Source organism: Streptomyces polyasparticus (assembly GCF_014493765.1).
Lineage (GTDB): Bacteria > Actinomycetota > Actinomycetes > Streptomycetales > Streptomycetaceae > Streptomyces > Streptomyces polyasparticus.
Genome location: NZ_JACTVJ010000005.1, coordinates 237,658 through 257,935 on the forward strand (window position 1 = coordinate 237,658; position 20,278 = coordinate 257,935).

Annotated in this window: 16 protein-coding genes and 1 pseudogene; 4 read left to right on the plus strand and 13 right to left on the minus strand. The window is 71.2% G+C overall.

What is annotated here, in order from left to right; translation table 11 throughout:
* Window positions 1–127: 127 nt before the first annotated feature.
* The 4 genes and pseudogenes from H9Y04_RS09490 to H9Y04_RS09505 all read right to left on the minus strand — a co-directional run.
* Window positions 128–2,323, minus strand: a complete 2,196-nt coding sequence (locus H9Y04_RS09490) for an SWIM zinc finger family protein (RefSeq protein ID WP_187813291.1) — start codon at window positions 2,321–2,323, stop codon at window positions 128–130.
* A gap of 428 nt (window positions 2,324–2,751) precedes the next feature.
* Entirely contained in the window at window positions 2,752–5,580 is a 2,829-nt protein-coding gene (locus tag H9Y04_RS09495; RefSeq protein WP_187813292.1) for an SCO1167/SCO6262 family helicase, read from the minus strand.
* A gap of 209 nt (window positions 5,581–5,789) precedes the next feature.
* Window positions 5,790–6,371, minus strand: coding sequence for a sugar kinase (locus tag H9Y04_RS09500; protein WP_187813293.1), 582 nt, complete (start codon window positions 6,369–6,371; stop codon window positions 5,790–5,792).
* 300 nt (window positions 6,372–6,671) lie between these two features.
* Window positions 6,672–7,799, minus strand: a pseudogene (locus H9Y04_RS09505) (ROK family glucokinase); the annotation flags it as partial.
* A gap of 119 nt (window positions 7,800–7,918) precedes the next feature.
* Here H9Y04_RS09505 and H9Y04_RS09510 point away from each other — a divergent pair.
* On the plus strand, window positions 7,919–8,356 hold the full coding sequence (locus tag H9Y04_RS09510; protein ID WP_187813294.1) for a CoA-binding protein: 438 nt from the start codon (window positions 7,919–7,921) through the stop codon (window positions 8,354–8,356).
* Window positions 8,357–8,543: 187 nt separating this feature from the next.
* On the opposite strand, the gene H9Y04_RS09515 is transcribed toward H9Y04_RS09510, so the two are convergent.
* The 5 genes from H9Y04_RS09515 to H9Y04_RS09535 all read right to left on the minus strand — a co-directional run bounded on the left by H9Y04_RS09515 (window position 8,544) and on the right by H9Y04_RS09535 (window position 13,663).
* The gene (locus H9Y04_RS09515) at window positions 8,544–9,452 is read right to left on the minus strand and encodes an ATP-binding cassette domain-containing protein (protein ID WP_187813746.1); all 909 of its coding nucleotides are present in this window, start codon (window positions 9,450–9,452) and stop codon (window positions 8,544–8,546) included.
* On the minus strand, window positions 9,419–10,450 hold the full coding sequence (locus tag H9Y04_RS09520; RefSeq protein WP_187813295.1) for an ABC transporter permease: 1,032 nt from the start codon (window positions 10,448–10,450) through the stop codon (window positions 9,419–9,421). The genes H9Y04_RS09515 and H9Y04_RS09520 overlap by 34 nt, the downstream gene beginning before the upstream one ends.
* Complete coding sequence (locus tag H9Y04_RS09525) at window positions 10,447–11,457, minus strand: sugar ABC transporter substrate-binding protein (RefSeq protein ID WP_187813296.1); 1,011 nt, start codon at window positions 11,455–11,457, stop codon at window positions 10,447–10,449. Before H9Y04_RS09525 ends, H9Y04_RS09520 begins: the two co-directional genes overlap by 4 nt.
* A 185-nt stretch (window positions 11,458–11,642) precedes the next feature.
* Entirely contained in the window at window positions 11,643–12,638 is a 996-nt protein-coding gene (locus tag H9Y04_RS09530) for a substrate-binding domain-containing protein (protein ID WP_187813297.1), read from the minus strand.
* 176 nt (window positions 12,639–12,814) lie between these two features.
* Window positions 12,815–13,663 carry a GntR family transcriptional regulator gene (locus H9Y04_RS09535; protein ID WP_187813298.1) on the minus strand — a complete coding sequence of 283 codons (849 nt, stop codon included), beginning with the start codon at window positions 13,661–13,663 and terminating at the stop codon, window positions 12,815–12,817.
* A gap of 34 nt (window positions 13,664–13,697) precedes the next feature.
* Here H9Y04_RS09535 and H9Y04_RS09540 point away from each other — a divergent pair, with 34 nt between their 5' ends.
* Both H9Y04_RS09540 and H9Y04_RS46615 read left to right on the plus strand, forming a co-directional pair.
* Entirely contained in the window at window positions 13,698–14,696 is a 999-nt protein-coding gene (locus tag H9Y04_RS09540; protein ID WP_187813299.1) for a Gfo/Idh/MocA family protein, read from the plus strand.
* Complete coding sequence (locus H9Y04_RS46615) at window positions 14,693–15,289, plus strand: SMI1/KNR4 family protein (protein WP_187813300.1); 597 nt, start codon at window positions 14,693–14,695, stop codon at window positions 15,287–15,289. The genes H9Y04_RS09540 and H9Y04_RS46615 overlap by 4 nt, the downstream gene beginning before the upstream one ends.
* Before the next feature lie 23 nt (window positions 15,290–15,312).
* Here H9Y04_RS46615 and H9Y04_RS09550 read toward each other — a convergent pair whose 3' ends face one another.
* Genes H9Y04_RS09550 through H9Y04_RS09565 form a run of 4 tightly spaced genes read right to left on the minus strand, consistent with a single transcriptional unit; the run spans window position 15,313 to window position 18,776 of the window.
* Window positions 15,313–15,825 carry a hypothetical protein gene (locus H9Y04_RS09550; protein ID WP_187813301.1) on the minus strand — a complete coding sequence of 171 codons (513 nt, stop codon included), beginning with the start codon at window positions 15,823–15,825 and terminating at the stop codon, window positions 15,313–15,315.
* Between the two features lies 1 nt (window position 15,826).
* The gene (locus tag H9Y04_RS09555; RefSeq protein ID WP_236070696.1) at window positions 15,827–16,273 is read right to left on the minus strand and encodes a PaaI family thioesterase; all 447 of its coding nucleotides are present in this window, start codon (window positions 16,271–16,273) and stop codon (window positions 15,827–15,829) included.
* Between the two features lie 53 nt (window positions 16,274–16,326).
* Window positions 16,327–17,508, minus strand: a complete 1,182-nt coding sequence (locus H9Y04_RS09560; protein WP_187813302.1) for a cytochrome P450 family protein — start codon at window positions 17,506–17,508, stop codon at window positions 16,327–16,329.
* A 50-nt stretch (window positions 17,509–17,558) separates the two neighbouring features.
* Window positions 17,559–18,776, minus strand: a complete 1,218-nt coding sequence (locus H9Y04_RS09565) for an ROK family transcriptional regulator (protein WP_187813303.1) — start codon at window positions 18,774–18,776, stop codon at window positions 17,559–17,561.
* Window positions 18,777–18,958: 182 nt separating this feature from the next.
* Between H9Y04_RS09565 and H9Y04_RS09570 the strand changes: the two genes are divergently transcribed.
* Complete coding sequence (locus tag H9Y04_RS09570; protein WP_187813304.1) at window positions 18,959–20,278, plus strand: ABC transporter substrate-binding protein; 1,320 nt, start codon at window positions 18,959–18,961, stop codon at window positions 20,276–20,278.

Here is a 20,278-nt window from a genome sequence, read left to right on the forward strand (position 1 = left end):
TGAACGGGGGCGAGGCTTCAGCCCGCGGGGCTGAGCGGGGCGATGCGGCAGACCGCGCGGCCCGGTTTCGGCAAGCGGGGCTGAGAGCCTGCGTGGAGCGCGTGGCCAGGTGGGCTCGGGCGAGCCCTTACCCGGTCAGTGCGCCCACCGGGTCCAGGTCCCTCGTGCCCCGGGGCCACCAGTCCTCGCGGCCGGGTTCGGATTCGTACGGGTACCAGTAGCCGTCGCGTCCGTAGCGGAGCTGGAGGTGGCCGTCGGGGTGCGTGAGGTGGTTGGCGGACGGCCGGAACGGCGGGTGTTCCGCAGCCATCAGCGCGGGACGAGCCTGGTCGAACGGGCCGGCCGGCGGGTTCCAGGAATCCTCGAGGACCGCAAGGCCTTCCGCACCACCCTGCCGCCAGGCGGCAGCGGCGCGCGCGAGGTCCGTCGGGGAACGGTCCGCCGCCGCGGCCAACTGCGCATACAGCGCCCGGGTCGCGCCGGTGAGCCCCGAGCCGGGCTGGGCGGCGGCGATACGGACCGCGTCCTGCCAGAGCGTGAGACCGGCGAGGGGGTCCTCGCCGGTGCCCAGGAGTGTGTGGGCCCGCGCGGCCGCGTCGGTCGCCAACTGGTCGAGCGCCAACGGGTCCGGGCCGCCGGGCGCGGCCGGGTACGCGGGAGGCGGACCCGGATGCGCCGGCCGCGGCAAGGGCGCCGGGAGCGGGGGCAGGGCGCGGGGCTCCATCGCCTCGGAGGCGCGGACACCGGGCATCGGCGGCGCTGCCGATGCGGCGCGGGCGGCGCGGTGGGCGTTGCGGCGGGCGAGGGTGTCGAGGAGCCAGTGTTCGCCCCGGCCGCGGAGCAGCAGCAGGACGAAGGGGTCGGCATCGAGCAGCCGGGCCGTCTGGTAGCAGAGGGCGGCTGCGTGCTTGCAGGGGTGGCCGAAGTCCGGGCAGGAACAGTCGGGTTGGAGGTCGCCGGGGCCCGGCAGCAAGTTCACGCCGAGGTCCGCGAGCCCTTGCGGCAGCTCCTTGTCGAGCAGGGCGGCGAGGTGGCCGGGGTGGTCGGCGGCAGCGTCGAGGAAACGCTCCCACTCGGCGTCGTCCAGCGTCCGCAGCCGGATCCGGGTGCGGTAGGGGCGCTGCCGGCTGCCTTGTACGTACGCGAGCACATTGCCCGGCGTCACCGTGATCGCCTCGACGTGGCCCTGATCCGCGTACCCTCGCCCGCGCTTGAGCCTCGCCGGATCGGCGGCGACCTCTTCCAGCGCCCGCACCCAGGCGTTCCCCCACCAGGTGTCCGCGAAGTCCCCGTCGGCGGTGGGCCGTTGGGGCAGAGCGGAGAACGTACGGCGAAGGTCTTGGGCGAGGTGGGGGCGAGCGGTGGCCGGAGGGGCGGCGGGGCTCCGCTCGGCGATCCGGTCGGAGCGGGGACCGCCGGACGGATCCGGTGCATCATCGTTCGCCGACGCGGAACCGGTCCGCGCCTGCGCCGGGCGCGCGCTGCCGGCTGCGGACCCTGTGGCGTCGGCGGGGTCGGCACCTGCCGAGGCGCCAGCGCTCCCCCCGCGGCCCATGGTGCGCAACAAGTGGGCAACATCTTCCGACACCCCGCGCGGGCCACCGAAACCGGCGGCCCTGCGCCCGCTCGCGCCCACGTCACCCTGCTCCGCGGCTCGACCGGCGCGAGCCCGCCGCACGGACCGGCCCGCCCGGCCACCGGATCCAGTGCCATGCGACGGATTCGTCTCCCGTACGCCCTGTTCATCAGCCTGTTCAACACGGGCACGCCGGACGGGCCGGCTGCCTGCGGCAGGCGCCTCCCGCGCCTCCTTGCGCTCCGCGTCACGGCGGGCCTGGGCCGCACGCAGCGCGGCTCGCGCGGCGTCCGCCTCGCGCCCCTTCTTCGCCCCCTCGGCACCAGCCGATCCACGCCCTGCCTGTGCCCCATCGACGCGATCCGCATCACGCCCCGCGGTTACCCCCTCGGCACCCGCCTCTCCCCGTTCCGTCGACGCCCCCTCAGCGCCTGCCTCTCCCTGCTCCGCCGATGCTCCCTCGACTCCCTCTGCTCCTCGATCAGCCCCCGCCCCTTCCGTACGATCCGCCCCGAGGCCGACCCGCCCCGCAGGACACTCCGCGCCGACACCTGCCGGCTCCCCCTCGGCCTCGCCCGCCGCGGTGCCCACCACGCAGGAGTGATCACCGCGCGCGTCGGATCCCGCCTGCTCCGAAGCCGCCGCGTCCTCAACACCGCCGACGCCGACGCCACTTGACCCTCGTACCGCCGAAGCAGCGCGCGCCGCGCGGAGGGCGGCCCGCGCGACGTCAGCCGGTCGCGACATCCCCGATGCGCCCGACCGACCAGCGGTCCCCACCCCGCCTGAAGGACGCGACGGATCAGCGGTCCCCACCTCACCCGAGGAACCCGACCGATCAGCAGCGCCCCCGCCATCGGGCGACCCAGGCTCATCCGCACCCCGCGAAGCCTCAGCCGCTTCCCACGCCACGGAGGCACCCGCGTCCGTCTCACCGCGAACAACCCCGCCCGAGAGAACGGCACTTGGCCCAGGCGGCGCAGGTAGGGGCGAGAGGGCGCCCAAGGAGGGCGCCGACGGGGACGCCGTGGACCCATCAGCCACCGCAGCCGCATCCGCTGCGGAGCCCGAACCCTCAGCGGCCCCGGCCTCCGGGCCCGCCGACAACCGCTCCCGCTCCGCCCGCGCCGCCCGCAGCGCCTCGCGTGCCCGGTCCGCCGGGCTGCCCTTGGGGGTCATGCCGACCTCCTCAACGACACCAGATCACCGAGCTCCCGGTCCGTCAGCTCCGTCAGCGCCGACTCCCCCGAACCGAGCACCGCCTCCGCCAACTCCCGCTTCGCGGCGAGCATCTCCGCGATGCGGTCCTCCACGGTGCCCTCGGTGATCAGACGGTGGACCTGCACCGGCTGGGTCTGGCCGATGCGGTACGCGCGGTCGGTGGCCTGCTCCTCGACCGCCGGGTTCCACCAGCGGTCGAAGTGCACGACATGGCCGGCCCGCGTCAGGTTCAGACCCGTGCCCGCGGCCTTCAGGGACAGCACGAGCACCGGCGTGGCACCGGCCTGGAAACGGTCGACGAGCTTCTCCCGCTCGGGGATCGGCGTCCCCCCGTGCAGCACCTCGACCGGCACCGCACGCGTCGCGAGATGCGCGGCGATGAGGCGGGCCATCCCCACGTACTGCGTGAAGACGAGCACCGAGCCGTCCTCCGAGAGGATCGTGTCCACCAGCTCGTCGAGCAGGGCGAGTTTGCCGGAGCGGCCGTCCAGGCGCACCCCGCTCAGCTCGGGCCCCGAGCGGCTCTCGCCCTGAGCGAAGCCCTCCTTGAGGTACTGCGCCGGGTGATTGCAGATCTGCTTCAGGGCGCCGAGCAGCTTGAGGACCAGGCCACGGCGCGCGATGCCCTCGGCGGCCTCGATCGCGGCCATTGACTCGCGGACCACCGCCTCGTACAGCGCGGCCTGCTCGCGGGTGAGCGGCACCGGGTGGTCGGTCTCCGTCTTCGGGGGCAGCTCGGGCACGATCCCGGGATCGCTCTTGCGGCGGCGCAGCAGGAACGGCCGGACAAGCCGCGCCAACCGCTCGGCCGCGTCCGGGTGTTCACCGCCCTCGACCGCACGGGCGTGCCGGGACCTGAACGCCTTGAGCGGGCCGAGCAGACCGGGAGTCGTCCAGTCGAGCAGGGCCCACAGCTCGGAGAGGTTGTTCTCCACGGGGGTGCCGGTGAGCGCCACGCGCGCGGGCGCCGGGATGGTGCGCAGCGCCTTGGCGGTCGCCGACATCGGGTTCTTCACATGCTGCGCCTCGTCGGCGACGACCATCCCCCAGGACTGCTGTGCGAGCCGCGGTGCGGCCGAGCGCATCGTGCCGTACGTGGTGAGGACGAAGCCGCCGTCGAGGTCGTCGAGGGTGCGGCCCGTGCCGTGGTAGCGGCGCACGGGGACGCCGGGGGCGAACTTCTCGATCTCGCGCTGCCAGTTGCCGAGCAGCGACGCCGGACAGACGACGAGCGTGGGCTCGCTGCGGGCGCGCTTGAGATGCAGCGCGATGACGGTGATGGTCTTGCCGAGGCCCATGTCGTCGGCGAGACAGCCGCCGAGGCCGAGTGAGGTCATCTGGTCGAGCCAGGTGAGGCCACGCAGTTGGTAGTCGCGCAGGGTGGCCCGCAGACCGGGGGGCGGTACGGCCGGGGCCGGGGCGCCCGTCAGCCGTTCCCGCAGGGCCGCGAGCGCGCCGATGGGCACGGCCTCGACCGCTTCGCCGTCGACCTCGGCCTCGCCGGTGAGCGCCACGGACAGCGCGTCCACCGGGTCGAGCAGCCCCAGCTCCCGCTTGCGCGCCTTGCGTACGAGCGCGGGGTCGACCAGAACCCACTGGTCGCGCAGCCGCACCACAGGGCGGTGGGACTCGGCGAGCACATCCATCTCGGCCTCGCTGAGCGCGTCGCCGCCGAGGGCCAACTGCCAGCGGAATTCGAGGAGTTGCTCGGCCTCGAAGAACCCGGTGCCGTCCGTGGCCGACCCCGGCGCCGGACGGACGATCGCCGCGGCGGAGAGGTCCTGGGCGAGATCGCGTGGCCAGTGGACACCGACTCCGGCGGCGGTGAGGCGGGCGGCCGCGACGCCGAGCAGGTCGTACAACTCCTCCTCGGTCAGGGCCAGTACGTCCGGCGTGTCCCGCTCGCCGAGCCGCTCCAGGGGAGGCCAGACGCGCGCGGCGCGGCGCAGCGCGAGGGCCGCGTCGACACGGGCGCGCGGTCCGAACATCGCGTCGCCCTCCCCCGCCCACAGCGCCGCCGCGTCGATCACGAGCGTGGGGTCGGCGAGGCTGTGCACCTGGACGATCGCGGCGGCGCCCTGGCTCCGCTCGTCGTCCCCGCGGTCGAACAGGTGGTATCCGCTGAGGTCGAGCCGCAGCGAGATCCGCACGCCGGTGTCCATCCCGGCCGCGGCCTCCGCCGCCCAGTCCCGCGCCTGCGGCAGCCGCTGCGCGGCGCGTGCGGCGAACGGCGCTCCGACCGCGTGCGCGGCCGCGGGCGTACGGGGCAGGGTGTCGGCGACCGCGTCGAGGAAGGAGCGGACGAGGGCTTCGGGTGCCGGCAGTCGGAGCGGTTTGCTGTCGGGCAGCGGGCTCGCATGTCCCTCGTACGGAAGCGCGTCCGCGACCGCGCGGAGATAGCGGATGTCGTCCGCTTCGAGCGGTCCCGCGCGCCAGGCGTCGAGGTCGTCGCCGGTGAGACCGGGGAGCAGCCGGCCGCGCGCGACGAGGTGCAGGGCGAAGTGGGCGGCCGCGCCCCAGCAGGCGGCGGCGGGATGCGCCTGCGGCGTGGTGCGGGCCTGCAGCAGGGCCGGCAGCGCCTGCTCCACCTCGACGGAGAGGGCGGGCACCGTGACCGTACGGACCACGGCGCCTCTTCTGCGGACGACGGCGAGCTCGGTGGCCGAGCCGATGTCCGCGGGCAGGGGTGAGCCGTCCGGCGACCAGAAGGCGAGCCGGCCGTCGCGGGGCAGGGGTGCGGGCAGGAAGACGGGCGCGAGGCGCGCGAGCGCGGCAGTGGTCATGGCGGGCCGCACCTCCTCTCCTTGCCCCGGCGGACGGTCCGTCGCGGTCGTGCCGACGCGGTCCGGTCAGCTGCCGAAGACTTTACGGAGCGGGACTGACAATCGGGCATCGGCGCAGGTCGGACGCGTTTTCACCCATGTCTCGGCACGCCTGCCGCGGACGGCTGCGGGCATGCCACCTGCTGTCCGCGGCCCATGCGGCCGACTGTCTACGGAGTCGCCGTGGAGACCACGTACACCATCGGCCTGGCCGGGTTCGCGGTGTTCACCGTGACGGTCTGGGTCGGCCGGGGGTCCTTCTGCTTGTGGGTCAGGCCGGACCACGGGCCCGGGCCCGTGAACTCCCAGCCGACGACGCTCTGGTCCCGCTTGCTGATGGTGATCTCGCCTTCCTGAAGGTCGGCGGTGGTTTCGCCGATGCCCTTCAGGAACCCGTCCAGACCGGCCGGGCTCGTCTCGAACTGCACGTAGAGCCGGCTGGTGCGCCAGTTGTTGGTCTCGTAGTACGCGACCTTCGTGGACCCCGTCGGAATCGGCACTTCGTAGATGCGCCGCTGCACCCGTGACGGCCAGCCCGCGGTCAGCCCGGTCGCCGAGTACTTCTTCTCCTTGTCCCGTCCGCTGTCCCTGCTCTGGCCTGCGGAGATCGCGAGATAGCCGGCCGGGACCCCGATCAGGAGCACGATGATGATCGCGGTGATCCAGCGGCGCCGGATCATATGCCGGCGGTCCTCCTCGGGCTGACGCGGCGGCTCGTCCGGCGGCGTGGACTGGCGGGGCACGGACGGCATTTACGGATTTCCTTGCGTGGTGCTGGAGTTGGTGGTGCTGGAGTTGGTGGTGCTGGAGTTGGTGGTGCTGGGTTCGGTGGTGCTGGTGTTTCTGGAGCCGGCCTCTGTGGGGCTGGCGTCCTTGGCGTTCGTGTCCTTGGCGTTCGCGTCCTTCGAGTTCGCATCCCTGGCACTCGAGCCCCTGGAGTTCGAGCCGGATGCGCTCCGCTCGATCGCGCCCTTGTCGGCCGTGCCCTTGTCGGCCGCAGCCCGGTCGGCGGCGGGACCGTCCGCCATGAGGTCGGTGAGCGGGGGGATACGGCCGTTGCGGATGGCCTGGGCGTAGCGCTCGTACCGTTCGTGGCGCTCGACGCGGCGGCGCTTGGCGCGGCGGAAGCGGCGGGCGACCAGGCGGGCCAGATCGGCCGCACCGACCATGCCGGCCTCGGGTCCGAGCTGCGCCTTGGCGATACGGGCTTCGGGACGGTAGCCGCGGCCGGTGAGCTGGCGGCGGAACGCGTGGCGCGCGGGCACGATCAGGAGATCGTCGGCGGCGCTGACGCCACCGCCGATCACGAAGCAGGAAGGGTCGAGCGCGGCCGCGAGGTTGGCGATGCCGACGCCGAGCCACTGCCCGATGTCCTGCAGCAGCTCCACGCACATCGCGTCGCCCTCGCGGGCGAGCTGGGTGATCAGGGGGCCGGTGATGTCGGAGACCTGGCCGCCCACGCGCTCGATGATGTTGTACGCGACCGGGGAGTCGGCCGCGGCCAGTTCGCGGGCCTCGCGCACGAGGGCGTTGCCGGAGCTGTACTGCTCCCAGCAGCCGCGGTTGCCGCAGGGGCAGCGGTGGCCGCCGGGGACGACCTGCATATGGCCGAACTCGCCGGCGACGCCGAACTTTCCGCGCTTGACCTGGCCGTTCTCCAGCATGGCGCCGCCGATGCCGGTGCCGAGCGTGATCATGACGAGGTTGTCCTCGCCCTGGCCCGCGCCGAAGCGCCACTCGGCCCAGGCGGCGGTGTTGGCGTCGTTGTCGACGAGGACCGGGACGGCGAGGCGTCCCTCGAGGGCCTCGCGCAGGGGCTCGTTGCGCCAGGCGAGGTGCGGGGCGAACAGGACGCGGTTGCGGTCCGCGTCCACCCAGCCCGCGGCGCCGATGCCGACGGCGTGCACGTCGTGGCGGTCGGAGAGGTCGAGCACCAGCTCGCAGATGGTGTCCTCGACGACCTTGGGGCTCTTGGACTTGTCCGGGGTCTCCGTACGGAGCTTCTCCAGGATGACGCCGTCCGCGTCGACGACGCCGGCCATCACCTTCGTACCGCCGATGTCGATGCCGACGGTGGGCACGCGGGGGGCGGTGAGATGGGAGCGGCGCTCGCGCGTCCCAACTGTACGGAGGGTCGCTCGCGCCGAGCCTCGGTGGGTGAGATCGCGGTAGGTGCTCATCGGTGGCGATTCTATGGGGGCGGGCGCCCGCGGGACGGTTTGGCCCGTGTGATCCACGGGCCGTCACCGATGACGCCCCGGGTATTGCATACAGTATTCAGTCTGGCTAGCTTCTGCCTATGCCAACTGACGCGACAGTCCCCGCATACGGCGATGACGCCACCATCGAGCAGATTCTCACCGCGGCCGGAGACACCTGGGCCGTCGTGGGTCTGTCGGACAACCCGGAACGGGCCGCCTACCGCGTGGCCGCGAAACTGCGGCGTCTCGGCAAGCGGGTGGTGCCCGTGCACCCGAAGGCCGAGGCCGTGGACGGCGAGCAGGGCTATGCCTCGCTTGCGGAGATCCCGTTCCCCGTCGACGTCGTGGACGTGTTCGTGAACTCCGCCCTTGCGGGCGGGATAGCGGACCAGGCGGTGGCCATCGGCGCCAAGGCGGTCTGGTTCCAGCTGGACGTCGTCGACGAGGAGGCATTCCGCAGGACGCGTGCGGCGGGCCTGCTGATGGTGATGGACCGCTCCCCAGGACGCGAGATTCCCCGACTCGGCCTGGGCTGACGCCCGCACGGCTCTCGCCTGCCCGACACCCGCCCGGCCGGCCCCTTCGGCCGCGCCCGGCCGGCCCTTCCTCCGACGCCCAGCCAGGCTCGCCTGCCGATACCCGCACAGCCGTCGCCTCGGCTGCCATCCCGACGGGCGGCAGCCGAGGCCGGCCGTCACACCGGGCCGCAGCCGAGGCCGGCCGTCACGACCTGTCCGTGGGCTCCCCGCCCAAATGCAACGGTTCCGGCGCACGCTCCAGCTCGTGGCTGAGTTCCTCCAGCTCCGAGCCGCCCGCCATCTGGCGGGTCAGTTCGTCGAGCTCGATGCCGGACTTCACGTAGCTGCCCGCCATCGTGCCGCGCTTGAGCAGGATGAAGCGGTCGCCGACCAGGTACGCGTGGTGCGGGTTGTGCGTGATGAGGACCACGCCGAGGCCCGCGTCCCGCGCGGCCGCCACGTACTTGAGGACGACGCCCGACTGCTTGACGCCGAGCGCCGCCGTCGGCTCGTCGAGGACCAGGACCTTGGCGCCGAAGTAGACGGCCCGCGCGATCGCGACGCACTGCCGCTCACCGCCCGAGAGCGTGCCGATGGGCTGGTCCACGTCGCGCAGGTCGATGCCCATGCGAAGCAGTTCCTCGCGGGTCGTACGGCGCATGAACTCGACGTCCATGCGCTTGAACGGACCCACACCCTTCGTCGGCTCCGAGCCGAGGAAGAAGTTCCGCCACACCGGCATCAGCGGCACGACCGCCAGGTCCTGGTAGACCGTGGCGATCCCGCGGTCCAGGGCCTCGCGGGGCTTGGAGAGACGAACCGATTCGCCCTCGATGCGGAACGTGCCCGCGTCGTGCTGGTGCAACCCCGCGATGATCTTGATCAGGGTGGACTTGCCGGCGCCGTTGTCACCGAGCACACAGGTGACCTCACCCGCGTGCGCCTCCAGGGAGACCCCTTCGAGCGCCCGGATGTTGCCGTAGTACTTGCTGACGTCGTCGAGCTCGACAAGAGCGGGAGCCCGGCCGGCCTCGGGAGCCTTGTCGGCCTCGGGAGCCTCGCGCGCCTCGGAAGCGTCGGTCATTTCGTGGCCTCCGCCCGCTTGCGTACCCAGTGATTCAAGAGCGTGGCGAGCAGCAGCATCGCGCCGAGGAAGAACTTGTACCAGTCGGCGTTCCACTCGGCGAACACGATGCCCTTGCTGACCATGCCGAAGATCAGTGCGCCGAAGGCCGAACCGATCGCGGAGCCGTATCCGCCGGTGATCAGGCAGCCGCCGATGACGGCCGCGACGATGTAGATCAGCTCGTTGCCGACACCTTCGCCGGACTGCACCCGGGAGAAGGAGAAGAGCAGATGCTGGCCGGAGATCCAGGCGCCGAAGGCGACGGCCATGTAGAGGCCGATACGGGTCTTGGTGACCGGGACGCCGACGGCGCGGGCCGCGTCGCCGTTGCCGCCGACCGCGAAGATCCAGTTGCCCCAGCGGGTGCGCAGCAGGATCCAGGTGGCGAAGGCCACCAGGACGAGCCACCACAGGATCGTGATCTTGAAGTCGACCCCGCCGATCGAGATCTCCGAGGCGAAGACGCTCTGCGCCGAGGAGAAGCCCTCCATGTCGGCGATCGACTTGGTCTGCACGGTGCCGCTGATCGCCTTGGTCAGACCCAGGTTCAGGCCCGTCAGCATCAGGAACGTGCCGAGCGTCACGATGAAGCTGGGCAGTTTCGTGCGGGTCAGCATGAAGCCGTTGAAGACGCCGATGCCCAGCGTGACGAGCAGCGAGACGAAGACGCCCACCCAGACGTTGGCCGTCATCTGGTAGCTGAACATCGAGGAGGCCAGCGCCGAGGACGTCACGAGCACGCCCGCGGAGAGGTCGAACTCGCCGCCGATCATGAGCAGAGCCACCGGCACGGCCATGATGCCGAGCGTGGACGCCGCGTACAGGACGGTGCTCAGCGAGGACACGCGCAGGAAGCTGTCCGCGGCGAACGAGAAGAAGACGAAGACGGCGACGGCGCCCATGACCGCGCCGAGCTCGGGCCGGGCGAGCAGCTTGCGCCACAGGGAGGTGCGCAGCAGCCGCTCGTCCACGGTGGCTGTGGTCATCGGGTCCCCCGCTCCGTGTACGAGAGCAGCTCGCCGGCCTCGCTCTGGTCGATGATCTGCGGCCCGGTCAGGACGGGCCGGCCACCGCCGAGGACGTCGGCGTTGTAGCGGTAGAGCCAGAGCAGGTCGACGGCCTCGTAGCCCTGGAGGTAGGGCTGCTGGTCGACCGCGAAGCCGTACGTCTTGTCCTGCAGGCCCTGCGCGACGTCCTGGTTGAGGTCGAACGTGTCCACCTCGGCGTCGCTGCCCGCGTCCTTCTTGGCCTTGACGGCCGCGTCCGCGAAGGGCGCGCCGAGGGTGACGACGGTGTCGATGTCGCCGTCGGCCTGGAGCTTGGCGCCGATGCCGGACTGGACGTCGGGCATGTTCGTGCCGTCGACGTAGAGGTTCTGCATCTCGCCGTCGAAGGTCTTCTTGGCGCCGGCGCAGCGCTGCTCGTGGCCCACGTTGCCCTGCTCGTGCAGGACGCAGAGCGCCTTCTTCTTTCCGCGCTTGTTGAGCTCGGTGCCGACGGCCTCGCCCGCGATCTCCTCGTCTTGGCCGATATGGCTGAGCGCGCCGAACTCCTTGGACTCGGCGGAGCCGGAGTTCACCGTGATCACGGGGATGCCGGCCTTCTTCGCACTGGCCATGACGCCCTTCATGGCGTCCGGCTTGGCGAGCGTGACGATCAGGCCGTCGACCTTCTTGTCGATGTACGACTGGACGAGCTGCGCCTGCTCCTGTGCCTGGTCGCTGTGTGCGTACAGGAAGTTGATGTTGTCCTTCACGGCCGCCTGCTTGGCACCGCTCTGCACGATGTCCCAGAAGCTGTCGCCGTCGCCCGAGTGGGTGACCATGGCGAAGGTCCACTTGGGCGTGTTCACGGCTGCCTTGCCCTGTGCCGCCGCCGCCGAGGCCTTGCGGGCGTCCTCGGCCCGCTTGCCGCCCGTGCTGCTGCACCCGGTGATCGTTGCTCCGAGCACCGCCGCCATCGCGATGCCCACCCAGGCTTGAACCCTTGCCACGAAGCCGTGCCCTTCTTGCTGCCTTGCTCGGTGCGCCGCGGCCGCGTATGCGGCTGCGAACGCCCCAGTATTACCGACTGGTGATCCAGTCCACCGGTCAGGTACCGGGCGGCCGCTCGGCCATACGGTCGAGCGGCCGGGCACGGCGAGGGCCTGTCGGCGGACAGGCCCGAGGGCCGCAGCGGTCATCGCGTGCCGTTCTTGGTCAGCTTCTCGAGCTGCGCGACATCCTTCTCGGTGACGATCGCCGGGCCGGTGAGGACCTGCTGGCCGCCGCCGATGACGTTGAGGTTGTTCCTGTAGAGCCACAGCCCGTCCACCGCGAGGTATCCCTGCAGGTAGGGCTGCTGGTCCACGGCGAAGACGATCTCCTTGGCCTTCATCTGCTCGGTGACGGCCTCGTTCAGGTCGAACGTGGAGACCTCGGCTTCGCTGCCGGCGTCGCCCTTGGCCTTGATCGCGGCCTCGGCGATGCCCGCGTTCAGCGTGACGATGGTGTCGATGTCCTCGGTGGCCTGCAGCTTCGCGGCGATCTGCGACTGGGTCTGGGGCATGTCGGTGCCGGGCACGTTGATGTTCTCGGTGTCGCCGCCGAAGGCCTTCTTGACGCCGGCGCAGCGCTCTTCGAGGGAGACGTTGCCCTGCTCGTGGATCACGCACAGGGCCTTCTTGCGGCCGCGCTGCTCCAGTTCGGCGCCGACCGCCTCGCCCGCCACGGACTCGTCCTGGCCGACGTGGTTGAGCGCGCCGTACTCCTTGGCGAACTGTCCGCCGGAGTTGATGGTGATCACCGGGATCCCGGCTGTCTTGGCCTTGCCGAGCACGTCCTTCATGGCCTCGGGCTTGGCCAGCGTGACGACGATGCCGTCGACCTTCTTGTCGATGTACGACTGGACGAGCGCGGCCTGTTCCTTGGCCTGGTCGTCGCTGGCGTACAGGAACTCGACGTTGTCCTTGGCCGCGGCCGCCTTGGCGCCCTTCTGCACGATGTCCCAGAACGCGTCGCCCTTGCCGGAGTGCGTGACCATCGCGATGGTCAGCCGGGGTCCGGAGACCTTGCCTCCGCCCGCCTCCTCCGGCTTCTCCTCGGAATCCTTGCCTCCGGAGCTGCTGCACCCGGCGAGGAGTACGGCAGCGGCTGCGAAGGCTGCTACGCCTGTGGCAGAGCGGCTTGTACGCATGGTGGACCCACCTCATTCCCTGGCCGCCGGGGTGCGGCTTCAGGGTTTGTAGTCGGGGCGCCGAGCGTCGTCAATGCGTTTGTCAGAACATTAGGACTTCGTTACGCAGTCGCGTCGACAGGCGCCCGGGCAGAGAGCCGCTCGGGCACGGCAGGCGTGAAGGAAGAGGCCAACGCTCAGGAACGTACGAGCAGTTGGAACTCGAAGGAGTAGCGCGAGGCGCGGTAGATGTGCGAGCCGTACTCGACCGCGCGCCCCATGTCGTCGTACGTCGTGCGGGCCATCGTGAGCACGGGCGCGCCCTCGTTCTCGCCGAGCCGGGCGGCTTCCGCGGCGGTCGCCGCCCGGGCGCCGATGGCCTGGCGGGCGCTGTGCAGGGTGACACCCGCGTTGCGCATCAGCTTGTACAGGCCGGTGGCCTCCATGTCCGCGGTCTCCAGCGGCAGCAGGCCTACGGGCAGATGGTTGCGGAGGTACGCCACGGGCTCGTCGTGCGCGAGCCGCAGCCGCTCGACGCGGTGGACGTCGGCGCCCTCGGCGACGCCGAGCATGGCGGCGACCTCGGCGGACGCGGGTTCGAGGACGTTGTGCAGGACGTGGGTGGCCGGGCGCTGGCCGGCGCTCTCCAAGTCGTCGTACAGGCTGGAGAGTTCGAGCGGGCGCTTGACCTGGCTGTGCACGACCTGGGTGCCGACGCCGCGTCGGCGTACGAGCAGTCCCTTGTCCACGAGCGACTGGATCGCCTGGCGCACGGTGGGCCGGGACAGGCCGAGGCGCCCGGCGAGATCGATCTCGTTGCCGAGCAGACTGCCGGGGGCGAGCTTGCCCTGTTCGATGGCCTCCTCGAGCTGCCGGGACAGCTGGTAGTACAGCGGGACGGGGCTGCTGCGGTCGACTCCGAGCTGCAGCGAAGCGTTGCCCGCCGTTCTCCCCTCGACTCGCCCTGCTGGCTTGGACACGGGGCGAGCGTAGTCCCGTGTCCGTTTGACAGGAAGTGGTGAGGTTCGATTGTCCTGACAAACCATGGACAGAGTCCGGCGGGCCTGTCACGTTGGGGCCATGCGTATCGGACTCATCGGAGCCGGCCGGATCGGCTCCTTCCATGCCGCCGCGCTCAGCCGCCACCGCGATGTGGGATCACTCCTCATCGCGGACGCGGATGCCGCGCGGGCCGCCGAACTCGCCCAGCGGCTGGGCGAGACAGCCGCTCCAGGCGTACGGGAGGTCTTCACCTGGGGCGTCGACGCCCTGGTGATCACGGCGGCGACCTCGGCCCACGCGACGTTGATCGGACAGGCGGCGCGGGCGGGGCTCCCGGTGTTCTGCGAGAAGCCCATCGCGCTCGACCTGCCGGGCACGCTGGCGGCCCTCGCGGAGGTGGAGGAGGCCGGGACCGTGCTGCAGATCGGGTTCCAGCGCCGCTTCGACGCGGGGTACACGGCGGCGCGTGAGGCGGTGCGGTCGGGGCGTCTCGGCCGGCTGCACACGGTGCGCGTGATCACCTCGGACCCGGCTCCCCCGCCGCCCGAGTACCTGCCGCTCTCCGGCGGTCTGTACCGCGACTGCCTGATCCACGACTTCGACATGCTGCGCTGGGTGACGGGGCGCGAGGTCGAGTCCGTGTACGCGACCGGATCGGATGCGGGGCCGTCGATGTTCCGCGAGGCGGGCGACGTGTCGACGGCGGCGGCGGTGCTGACGCTCTCGGACGGGGTGATGGCCACGACGACGGCAACCCGCCTGAACGGCGCGGGCTATGACGTCCGCATGGAGCTGGCCGGTGAACTCGACCAGATCGCCGCCGGCCTGGACGACCGCACCCCGATCGCCTCGACGGAACCCCAGGGACCCCCCGCCGCCACCAAGCCCTGGCCGGGCTTCCTGGAACGCTTCGCCCCGGCGTACGAGGCCGAACTCGCCGCGTTCGTCTCGGTGTTGCTCGGCGAGCATCCCAACCCCTGCGACGGCCACGAGGCCCTGGCCGCGCTGCGCGTGGCGGAGGCCTGCGAGGTCTCCCGCAGGCAGGGCCGGGTGGTACGGGTGGCGGAGATCGGGTGAGCGAGAAGGCTTTCGCCTGGCGCGAGTTCCTCCAGCGATGGAGCGACGACTGGCTCGACCCGGTCCTGCACGAACAGGAACGGGCCGAGCCGTTCCCTGCCGCGGTCCGTGCGGCGCGCTGGCTCGGCACGGCCGGGGCCACGCAGGCCGAGGTCGCGGCGCTCGAGTCACGCCTGGGCACCGCACTGCCGCCGAGCTACCGGCAGTTCCTGCTCACCAGCGACGGCTGGCTCGACACGACGAGCGAAATCCGACGACTGCTTCCCGTACGGGAGGTGGGCTGGGCGCGGGACCTGGATCCGGACCTCGTGGAGGACCGCATCGACGACGTGGCGGTCCCCGACGAGGAGTACTTCGTCTACGGCGAGCAGCAGGCCACCTTCAGTTACCGTCCCGAGTACCTGGCCCGCACGCTGAAGATCAGCCACACTCCGGACGCCACGGATGTGTATCTGCTCAATCCGTGCGTGGTGACGCCCGAGGGCGAATGGGAAGCCTGGTATCTCGCGCACTGGCTGCCTGGAGCGGTGCGGTATCGCTCCTTCTGGGAGCTGATGGACAGCGAGTACCGGAGCTTCCGGGGCGAGGACTGACGCGGCGGGCACCGAGACGCGGGTCAGTCCATCAGCCGTATCGTCGGCGCCCGTGTGCTGGTCGCCACCGGGCGGGCGCAGTGGGTGCAGGACTCGCTGGTGGGGCGGATCGCGTTGGTCTGCGTCGTGAAGTGGTGGGGGTCCTTCGCCTCCTCGTCGGGGCAGTTGTAGCCGAGGTGGAGGCGGACCCAGGGCTGGAGCGTGGGGGCCGCGCCCCGCAGGCCCGTACGGGAGTCCGTGAAGGGCGCCCACCAGAAGCTGACCACGGCGCGCAGCGCCAGGCGGTCGTCGCCCGAGGTGACGTCGAAGGCCGCGATACGGGCGGCGGTGTAGTGGCTCGGGTAGCCGCTGCTGGTGCTGCCCGAGCACAGGGCGCGTTCCGCGCCCAGTTCCAGGACGGTCGTACGGCCGGTGCGTTCGCAGATGAAACAGTCCAGGGCGAGTTCGAGCTTCGAGCGCCAGTGGACGTGGTGGAAGCCCTCACCGCCGCCGAGGCGGGCGGTGAGTTCGGCCGCTATCTCCAGTTGGCGCTGCACGTCAGCTGCCGGAGGTGTTGAGGACCGTTCCCTGCGCGACCGCGCACAGTGTCTCCGTACCCTCGGAGTCGACGCAGACCAGATCGCATCGGGCCACCGCCTGGCGGCGGCCCGCGTGCACGACCGAGGCGCGGGCGAGCAGGGTGCGGCCACGGGCCGGGCGCAGGTACTGGATGGAGAAGCCCGCTGTGAGGACGGAAGGCCCGATGGCCGAACCGGCCGCGAAGGTGAGGGAGTTGTCGGCCGCATAGGCGAGGACTCCGCCGTGCAGGAAGCCGTTCTGCTGCTCGAGCTCCTCGCGGATGTCCAGTTCGAGCACGGCCTCGCCGTCACCGAAGGTGGTGATCCGTGTCTTCAGGAGGCGGCTGAACGGCTGGGCGTCCAGGACCTGTTCGGCGACGGCGAGATCGAACTCCGGCGTCGGATCCGGCATTGCGGCGTCCTCCATGGTGCACGGCTGGCTTTCCCGCGGCTGCGGCCGTCTGGGTCTCGAGCCGCATTTCACCACTTGACCGGGAGGTTGCGCACCCCCCTGACCAGCATCCCGGGCAGCCAGGGCCCCGGCGTACCGTCGAGCGCGAGGTCCGGGCAGCGCTCCAGGAGTGTGCGCAGCGCGATCCGGGCTTCGAGCCGGGCGAGCGGTGCGCCCATGCAGAAGTGGATGCCGTGCCCGAAGGCCAGATGCCCCTGTGTGGAGCGGTCCGGGTCGAAGCGGCCGGGGTCGGGGAAGCGGGCGGGATCGTGTGCGGCCGCCGCGAGCGAGACAAGCACCGCGTTGCCCTGCGGGATGGTGACCTCGCCGATGGTGACGGGTTCGGCGGTGAAGCGGTACGTGGCGTTCTCCACCGGCCCCTCGTGCCGCAGCGTCTCCTCGATCACCGCGTCGAGGCGACCGAAGTCGGCCCGTACGGCTTCGAGTTGATCGGGATGCGCCAGGAGCGCGTGGACCGCGTTGCCGATGAGGTTGACCGTGGTCTCGTGGCCGGCGATCAGGAGGAGGAAGGCCATCGCGCGCAGTTCGTCGGCGGAGAGCTGGTCGCCGTCCTCGGCCGTGGTGCGGATCAGGGCGCTGAGCAGGTCGTCGGCGGGGGCCGTGCAGCGCTTGTCCTCGATCAACTCATCCAGGTACGTCGCGAGTTGACCGACCGCGGCCTGCTCCGCTTCGACGCCGGTGGGGGCGACCACTTCGTTGGACATGGCACGGAAGGCCTCGCGGTCCATGTCCGGCACACCGAGGAGTTCACAGATCACGGTGAGGGGCAGCGGGAACGCGAAGGAGTCGATGAGGTTCGTCCGCCCCCGCGAACCCAACGCGTCGAGCAGGCCGTCGGCGATCGCCTGCACGCGCGGCGCGAGCGCCTCGACCCGGCGGGCGGTGAACTCCCGCGCCACCAGCTTGCGCAGCCGAGTGTGCTGCGGCGGGTCGGCGATCAGCAGATGGGTGCCGATCAGGTCGCCGTCCATGGCCGAACTGTCCAGCACCGACGGGTTCTTGGCGAGCCGGGGGTCGTTGAGCGCCGCCCGCGCCTCCTCGTAGCCGACGATCAGCCAGGTGTACATGTCCTCGTACGGCGGCGCGAGCCGTACGAAGTGGACGGGGGCCCGGTCGCGCAGTTCCGCGTAGACGGGATACGGGTCTTTGGTGAACTGCTCGCCGTATGTGCCCAGATCGACGAAGTCCATATGCAGCGTGCCTCCCAGCAGCAGTCCCCGAGGTCGTCCCACCAGCGAGGCTAACCCGACGCGGTGGCGACCCTGCCGCGCACCGCACCCCCGGCCTCCAGGAAGCGCGCGAGTGGCAGCGTCGCCGCGCCCACCGTGACGGCGTCGGGGCCGAGCTGCCCCAGCACCAGCGAGGTGCCCGCGAAGGGATGCCTCAGCGCGTACGAGGCGGCCGCCTCGCGGACCGCGGGCAGCAGCCGGGGGCCGAGCAGCAGGCCCGCCCAGCCGCCGACCACGATGCGTTCGGGGTTGAAGAGGTTCACGAGGTCGGCGAGGCCGGCGCCCAGGTACTCGGCCGTCTCGTCGAGCAGCGGCCCCGCGTCGGCGGCCGCCAACAGCTCGGCCAGCGCGCCCTCTTCGTCCGGCGCCGCCCAGGTCCCGCCGCGTTCGCGCCACCGCTCCAGGAGCGCTTCGGCCCCCACGTACGCCTCGAGGCAGCCGCGTGAGCCGCACCGGCAGGGACGGCCGCCGACCACCTGGAGGACCGTGTGTCCCCACTCCCCCGCGCTGCTGCTCGCTCCTTGGTACGGGACTCCGTCGGCGATCACGCAGGCGCCGACGCCCGAGCCGATCAGGGTGACCACGGCGTTGCGCGCGCCACGGCCCGCACCGAACCACATCTCTGCGCGGCCGAGCGTCTTCGCACCGTTGTCGATGAACAGCGGTATGTCCAGCGGGAGTTGGCCCGAGGCGCGCAGGAGCGAGCCGAGCGGTACCGCGTCCCAGCCGATCGTCTGGCCGTGCACGACGGATCCGGAGTCCACGATGCCGGGGACGCCCACGCCGATGCCGAGCAGCCCGGTGGCCGAGGGGACCTGCCGCATCACCTGCTGCAGCCCCTCGCCGATGAGCCGTACCACCCGCTCCACATCGTGGCCGTCGGGGGGCAACGGCAGGTCGGCGCGGGCGAGTTCGGTGAGGGTCAGGTCGAAGAGTTCGACCCGTACCCGGGTCTCGCCGACGTCCACGCCCACGAGCTGCCCGCTGCCGGGCGCGACCCGGAGCAGGGTGCGCGGCCGTCCGCCGTCGGAGTCCACCGAGCCGGCGTCCTCGACCAGGCCGTCCGCGATCAGTTCGCCGGCGACATTGCTGATCGACCCCGAGCTGAGCCCGGTGAGCGGGCCGAGCTCCTGACGGCTGAGCGGACCCTCGAAGTACAGCTTGGTCAGCACCGTCGAACGATTGCTGCGCCGCAGGTCACGCACCGTGCGCCGGTGTGGTTCCGCCATCGTCGCTCCCCTCGGCACCGCGGACAGGGGATCGGCTCCCCTACGAGCGTGACCATAACGTGCTGGTCAACTCGTGCGCGACCTCTTGACGCCCACTTCTCTTACTACTTAACTCACGCCTTGAATTTAGCCGTGACGCCCGTTCAGGAGTTGAACGGGGCCACCCCCGGAGAGGGGCCCTCATGCGCACCATGCGAGCCGCCGCAGCCACCGCCCTCGTCATCGCCCTGACCGCGACCGCCGCCGCGTGCGGTGGCGGTACGGCCACGAATGGCGAGGGCAGCAACAAAAGCCCCAAGAAGCTCACGTACTGGGCCTCGAACCAGGGCCCGAGCATCGAGGCCGACAAGGAGATCCTGACCAAGGAGATCGCGAAGTTCGAGAAGCAGACCGGGATCGACGTCGAGCTCGAGGTCGTCCCGTGGTCGGACCTGCTCAACCGCATCCTGGCGGCGACCAGTTCGGGCCAGGGCCCCGACATCCTCAACATCGGCAACACCTGGTCGGCCTCGCTGCAGGCGACGGGCGCGCTGCTGCCCTGGGACGACAAGACCTTCGACAAGATCGGCGGCCGCGACCGTTTCACCGAGTCGGCGGTCGCGGCGGCCGGCGCGGAAGGCAAGGACCCGGCGGCGGTCCCGCTGTACTCGCTGTCGTACGCGCTCTACTACAACAAGAAGATCTTCAAGGACGCGGGGATAGCGAAGCCCCCGGCCACCTGGGACGAGCTGGTCGAGGCCGGCAAGAAGGTCACCAAGGGCGACACGTACGGTCTCGCGCTCGAAGGCAGCAACCTCTCCAACCACATCCACCAGGCCTTCGTGCTCGCCAAGCAGCACGGCGCCGACTTCTTCACCGCGGACGGCAAGCCGGACTTCACCTCGGACGGCGCGGTCGCCGGTGTGAAGCAGTGGGTCGACTTCATGGCCAAGGACAAGATCACGTCCAAGTCGGCCGCCGAGTACGCCCAGAACCAGTCCCTGAGCGACTTCTCCAAGGGCAAGGCGGCGATGGTCCTGTGGCAGGCCGCCGCGTCCACGTTCAAGTCCCAGGGCATGGACGAGAGCGAGTACGGCGTCGCGCCCGTGCCGGTCCAGTCGGGCACGCCCGGCCAGGGCAAGCAGATCAACTCGATGGTGGCCGGCATCAACATCTCGGTGTTCAAGAACACCGACAACCTCGACGGCGCCCTGCAGTTCGTGAAGTTCATGACCTCCGACGCGGAGCAGAAGATCCTGAACTCCACGTACGGCTCGATCCCGCCGGTCAAGGCGGCGCAGCAGGATGCGGCCTTCGACAAGCCGGACACCGCGGTCCTGCGCGACGTGCTCGGCACGAGCGCGGCGCCGCTGCCGCAGGTCCCGGAGGAGTCGCAGTTCGAGACCGTGGTCGGCACGGCCATCAAGGACCTGTTCGCCGACGCGGCCGCGGGCCGGCCCGTGACCACCGAGTCCGTGAAGGCCGCGCTCGGCAAGGCCGAACAGCAGATGACCAAGAGCTGA

Coding starts and splice junctions, on each gene's coding strand:
- H9Y04_RS09535 (WP_187813298.1), bottom strand. CDS start 13,663: ATGGTTTGTCAGGACAATCGAACCTCACCACTTCCTGTCAAACGGACA.
- H9Y04_RS09495 (WP_187813292.1), bottom strand. CDS start 5,580: ATGACCACTGCCGCGCTCGCGCGCCTCGCGCCCGTCTTCCTGCCCGCA.
- H9Y04_RS09530 (WP_187813297.1), bottom strand. CDS start 12,638: ATGCGTACAAGCCGCTCTGCCACAGGCGTAGCAGCCTTCGCAGCCGCT.
- H9Y04_RS09520 (WP_187813295.1), bottom strand. CDS start 10,450: ATGACCACAGCCACCGTGGACGAGCGGCTGCTGCGCACCTCCCTGTGG.
- H9Y04_RS09560 (WP_187813302.1), bottom strand. CDS start 17,508: ATGGACTTCGTCGATCTGGGCACATACGGCGAGCAGTTCACCAAAGAC.
- H9Y04_RS09510 (WP_187813294.1), top strand. CDS start 7,919: ATGCCAACTGACGCGACAGTCCCCGCATACGGCGATGACGCCACCATC.
- H9Y04_RS09490 (WP_187813291.1), bottom strand. CDS start 2,323: ATGTCGCGACCGGCTGACGTCGCGCGGGCCGCCCTCCGCGCGGCGCGC.
- H9Y04_RS09540 (WP_187813299.1), top strand. CDS start 13,698: ATGCGTATCGGACTCATCGGAGCCGGCCGGATCGGCTCCTTCCATGCC.
- H9Y04_RS09500 (WP_187813293.1), bottom strand. CDS start 6,371: ATGCCGTCCGTGCCCCGCCAGTCCACGCCGCCGGACGAGCCGCCGCGT.
- H9Y04_RS09570 (WP_187813304.1), top strand. CDS start 18,959: ATGCGCACCATGCGAGCCGCCGCAGCCACCGCCCTCGTCATCGCCCTG.
- H9Y04_RS09565 (WP_187813303.1), bottom strand. CDS start 18,776: ATGGCGGAACCACACCGGCGCACGGTGCGTGACCTGCGGCGCAGCAAT.
- H9Y04_RS09555 (WP_236070696.1), bottom strand. CDS start 16,273: ATGGAGGACGCCGCAATGCCGGATCCGACGCCGGAGTTCGATCTCGCC.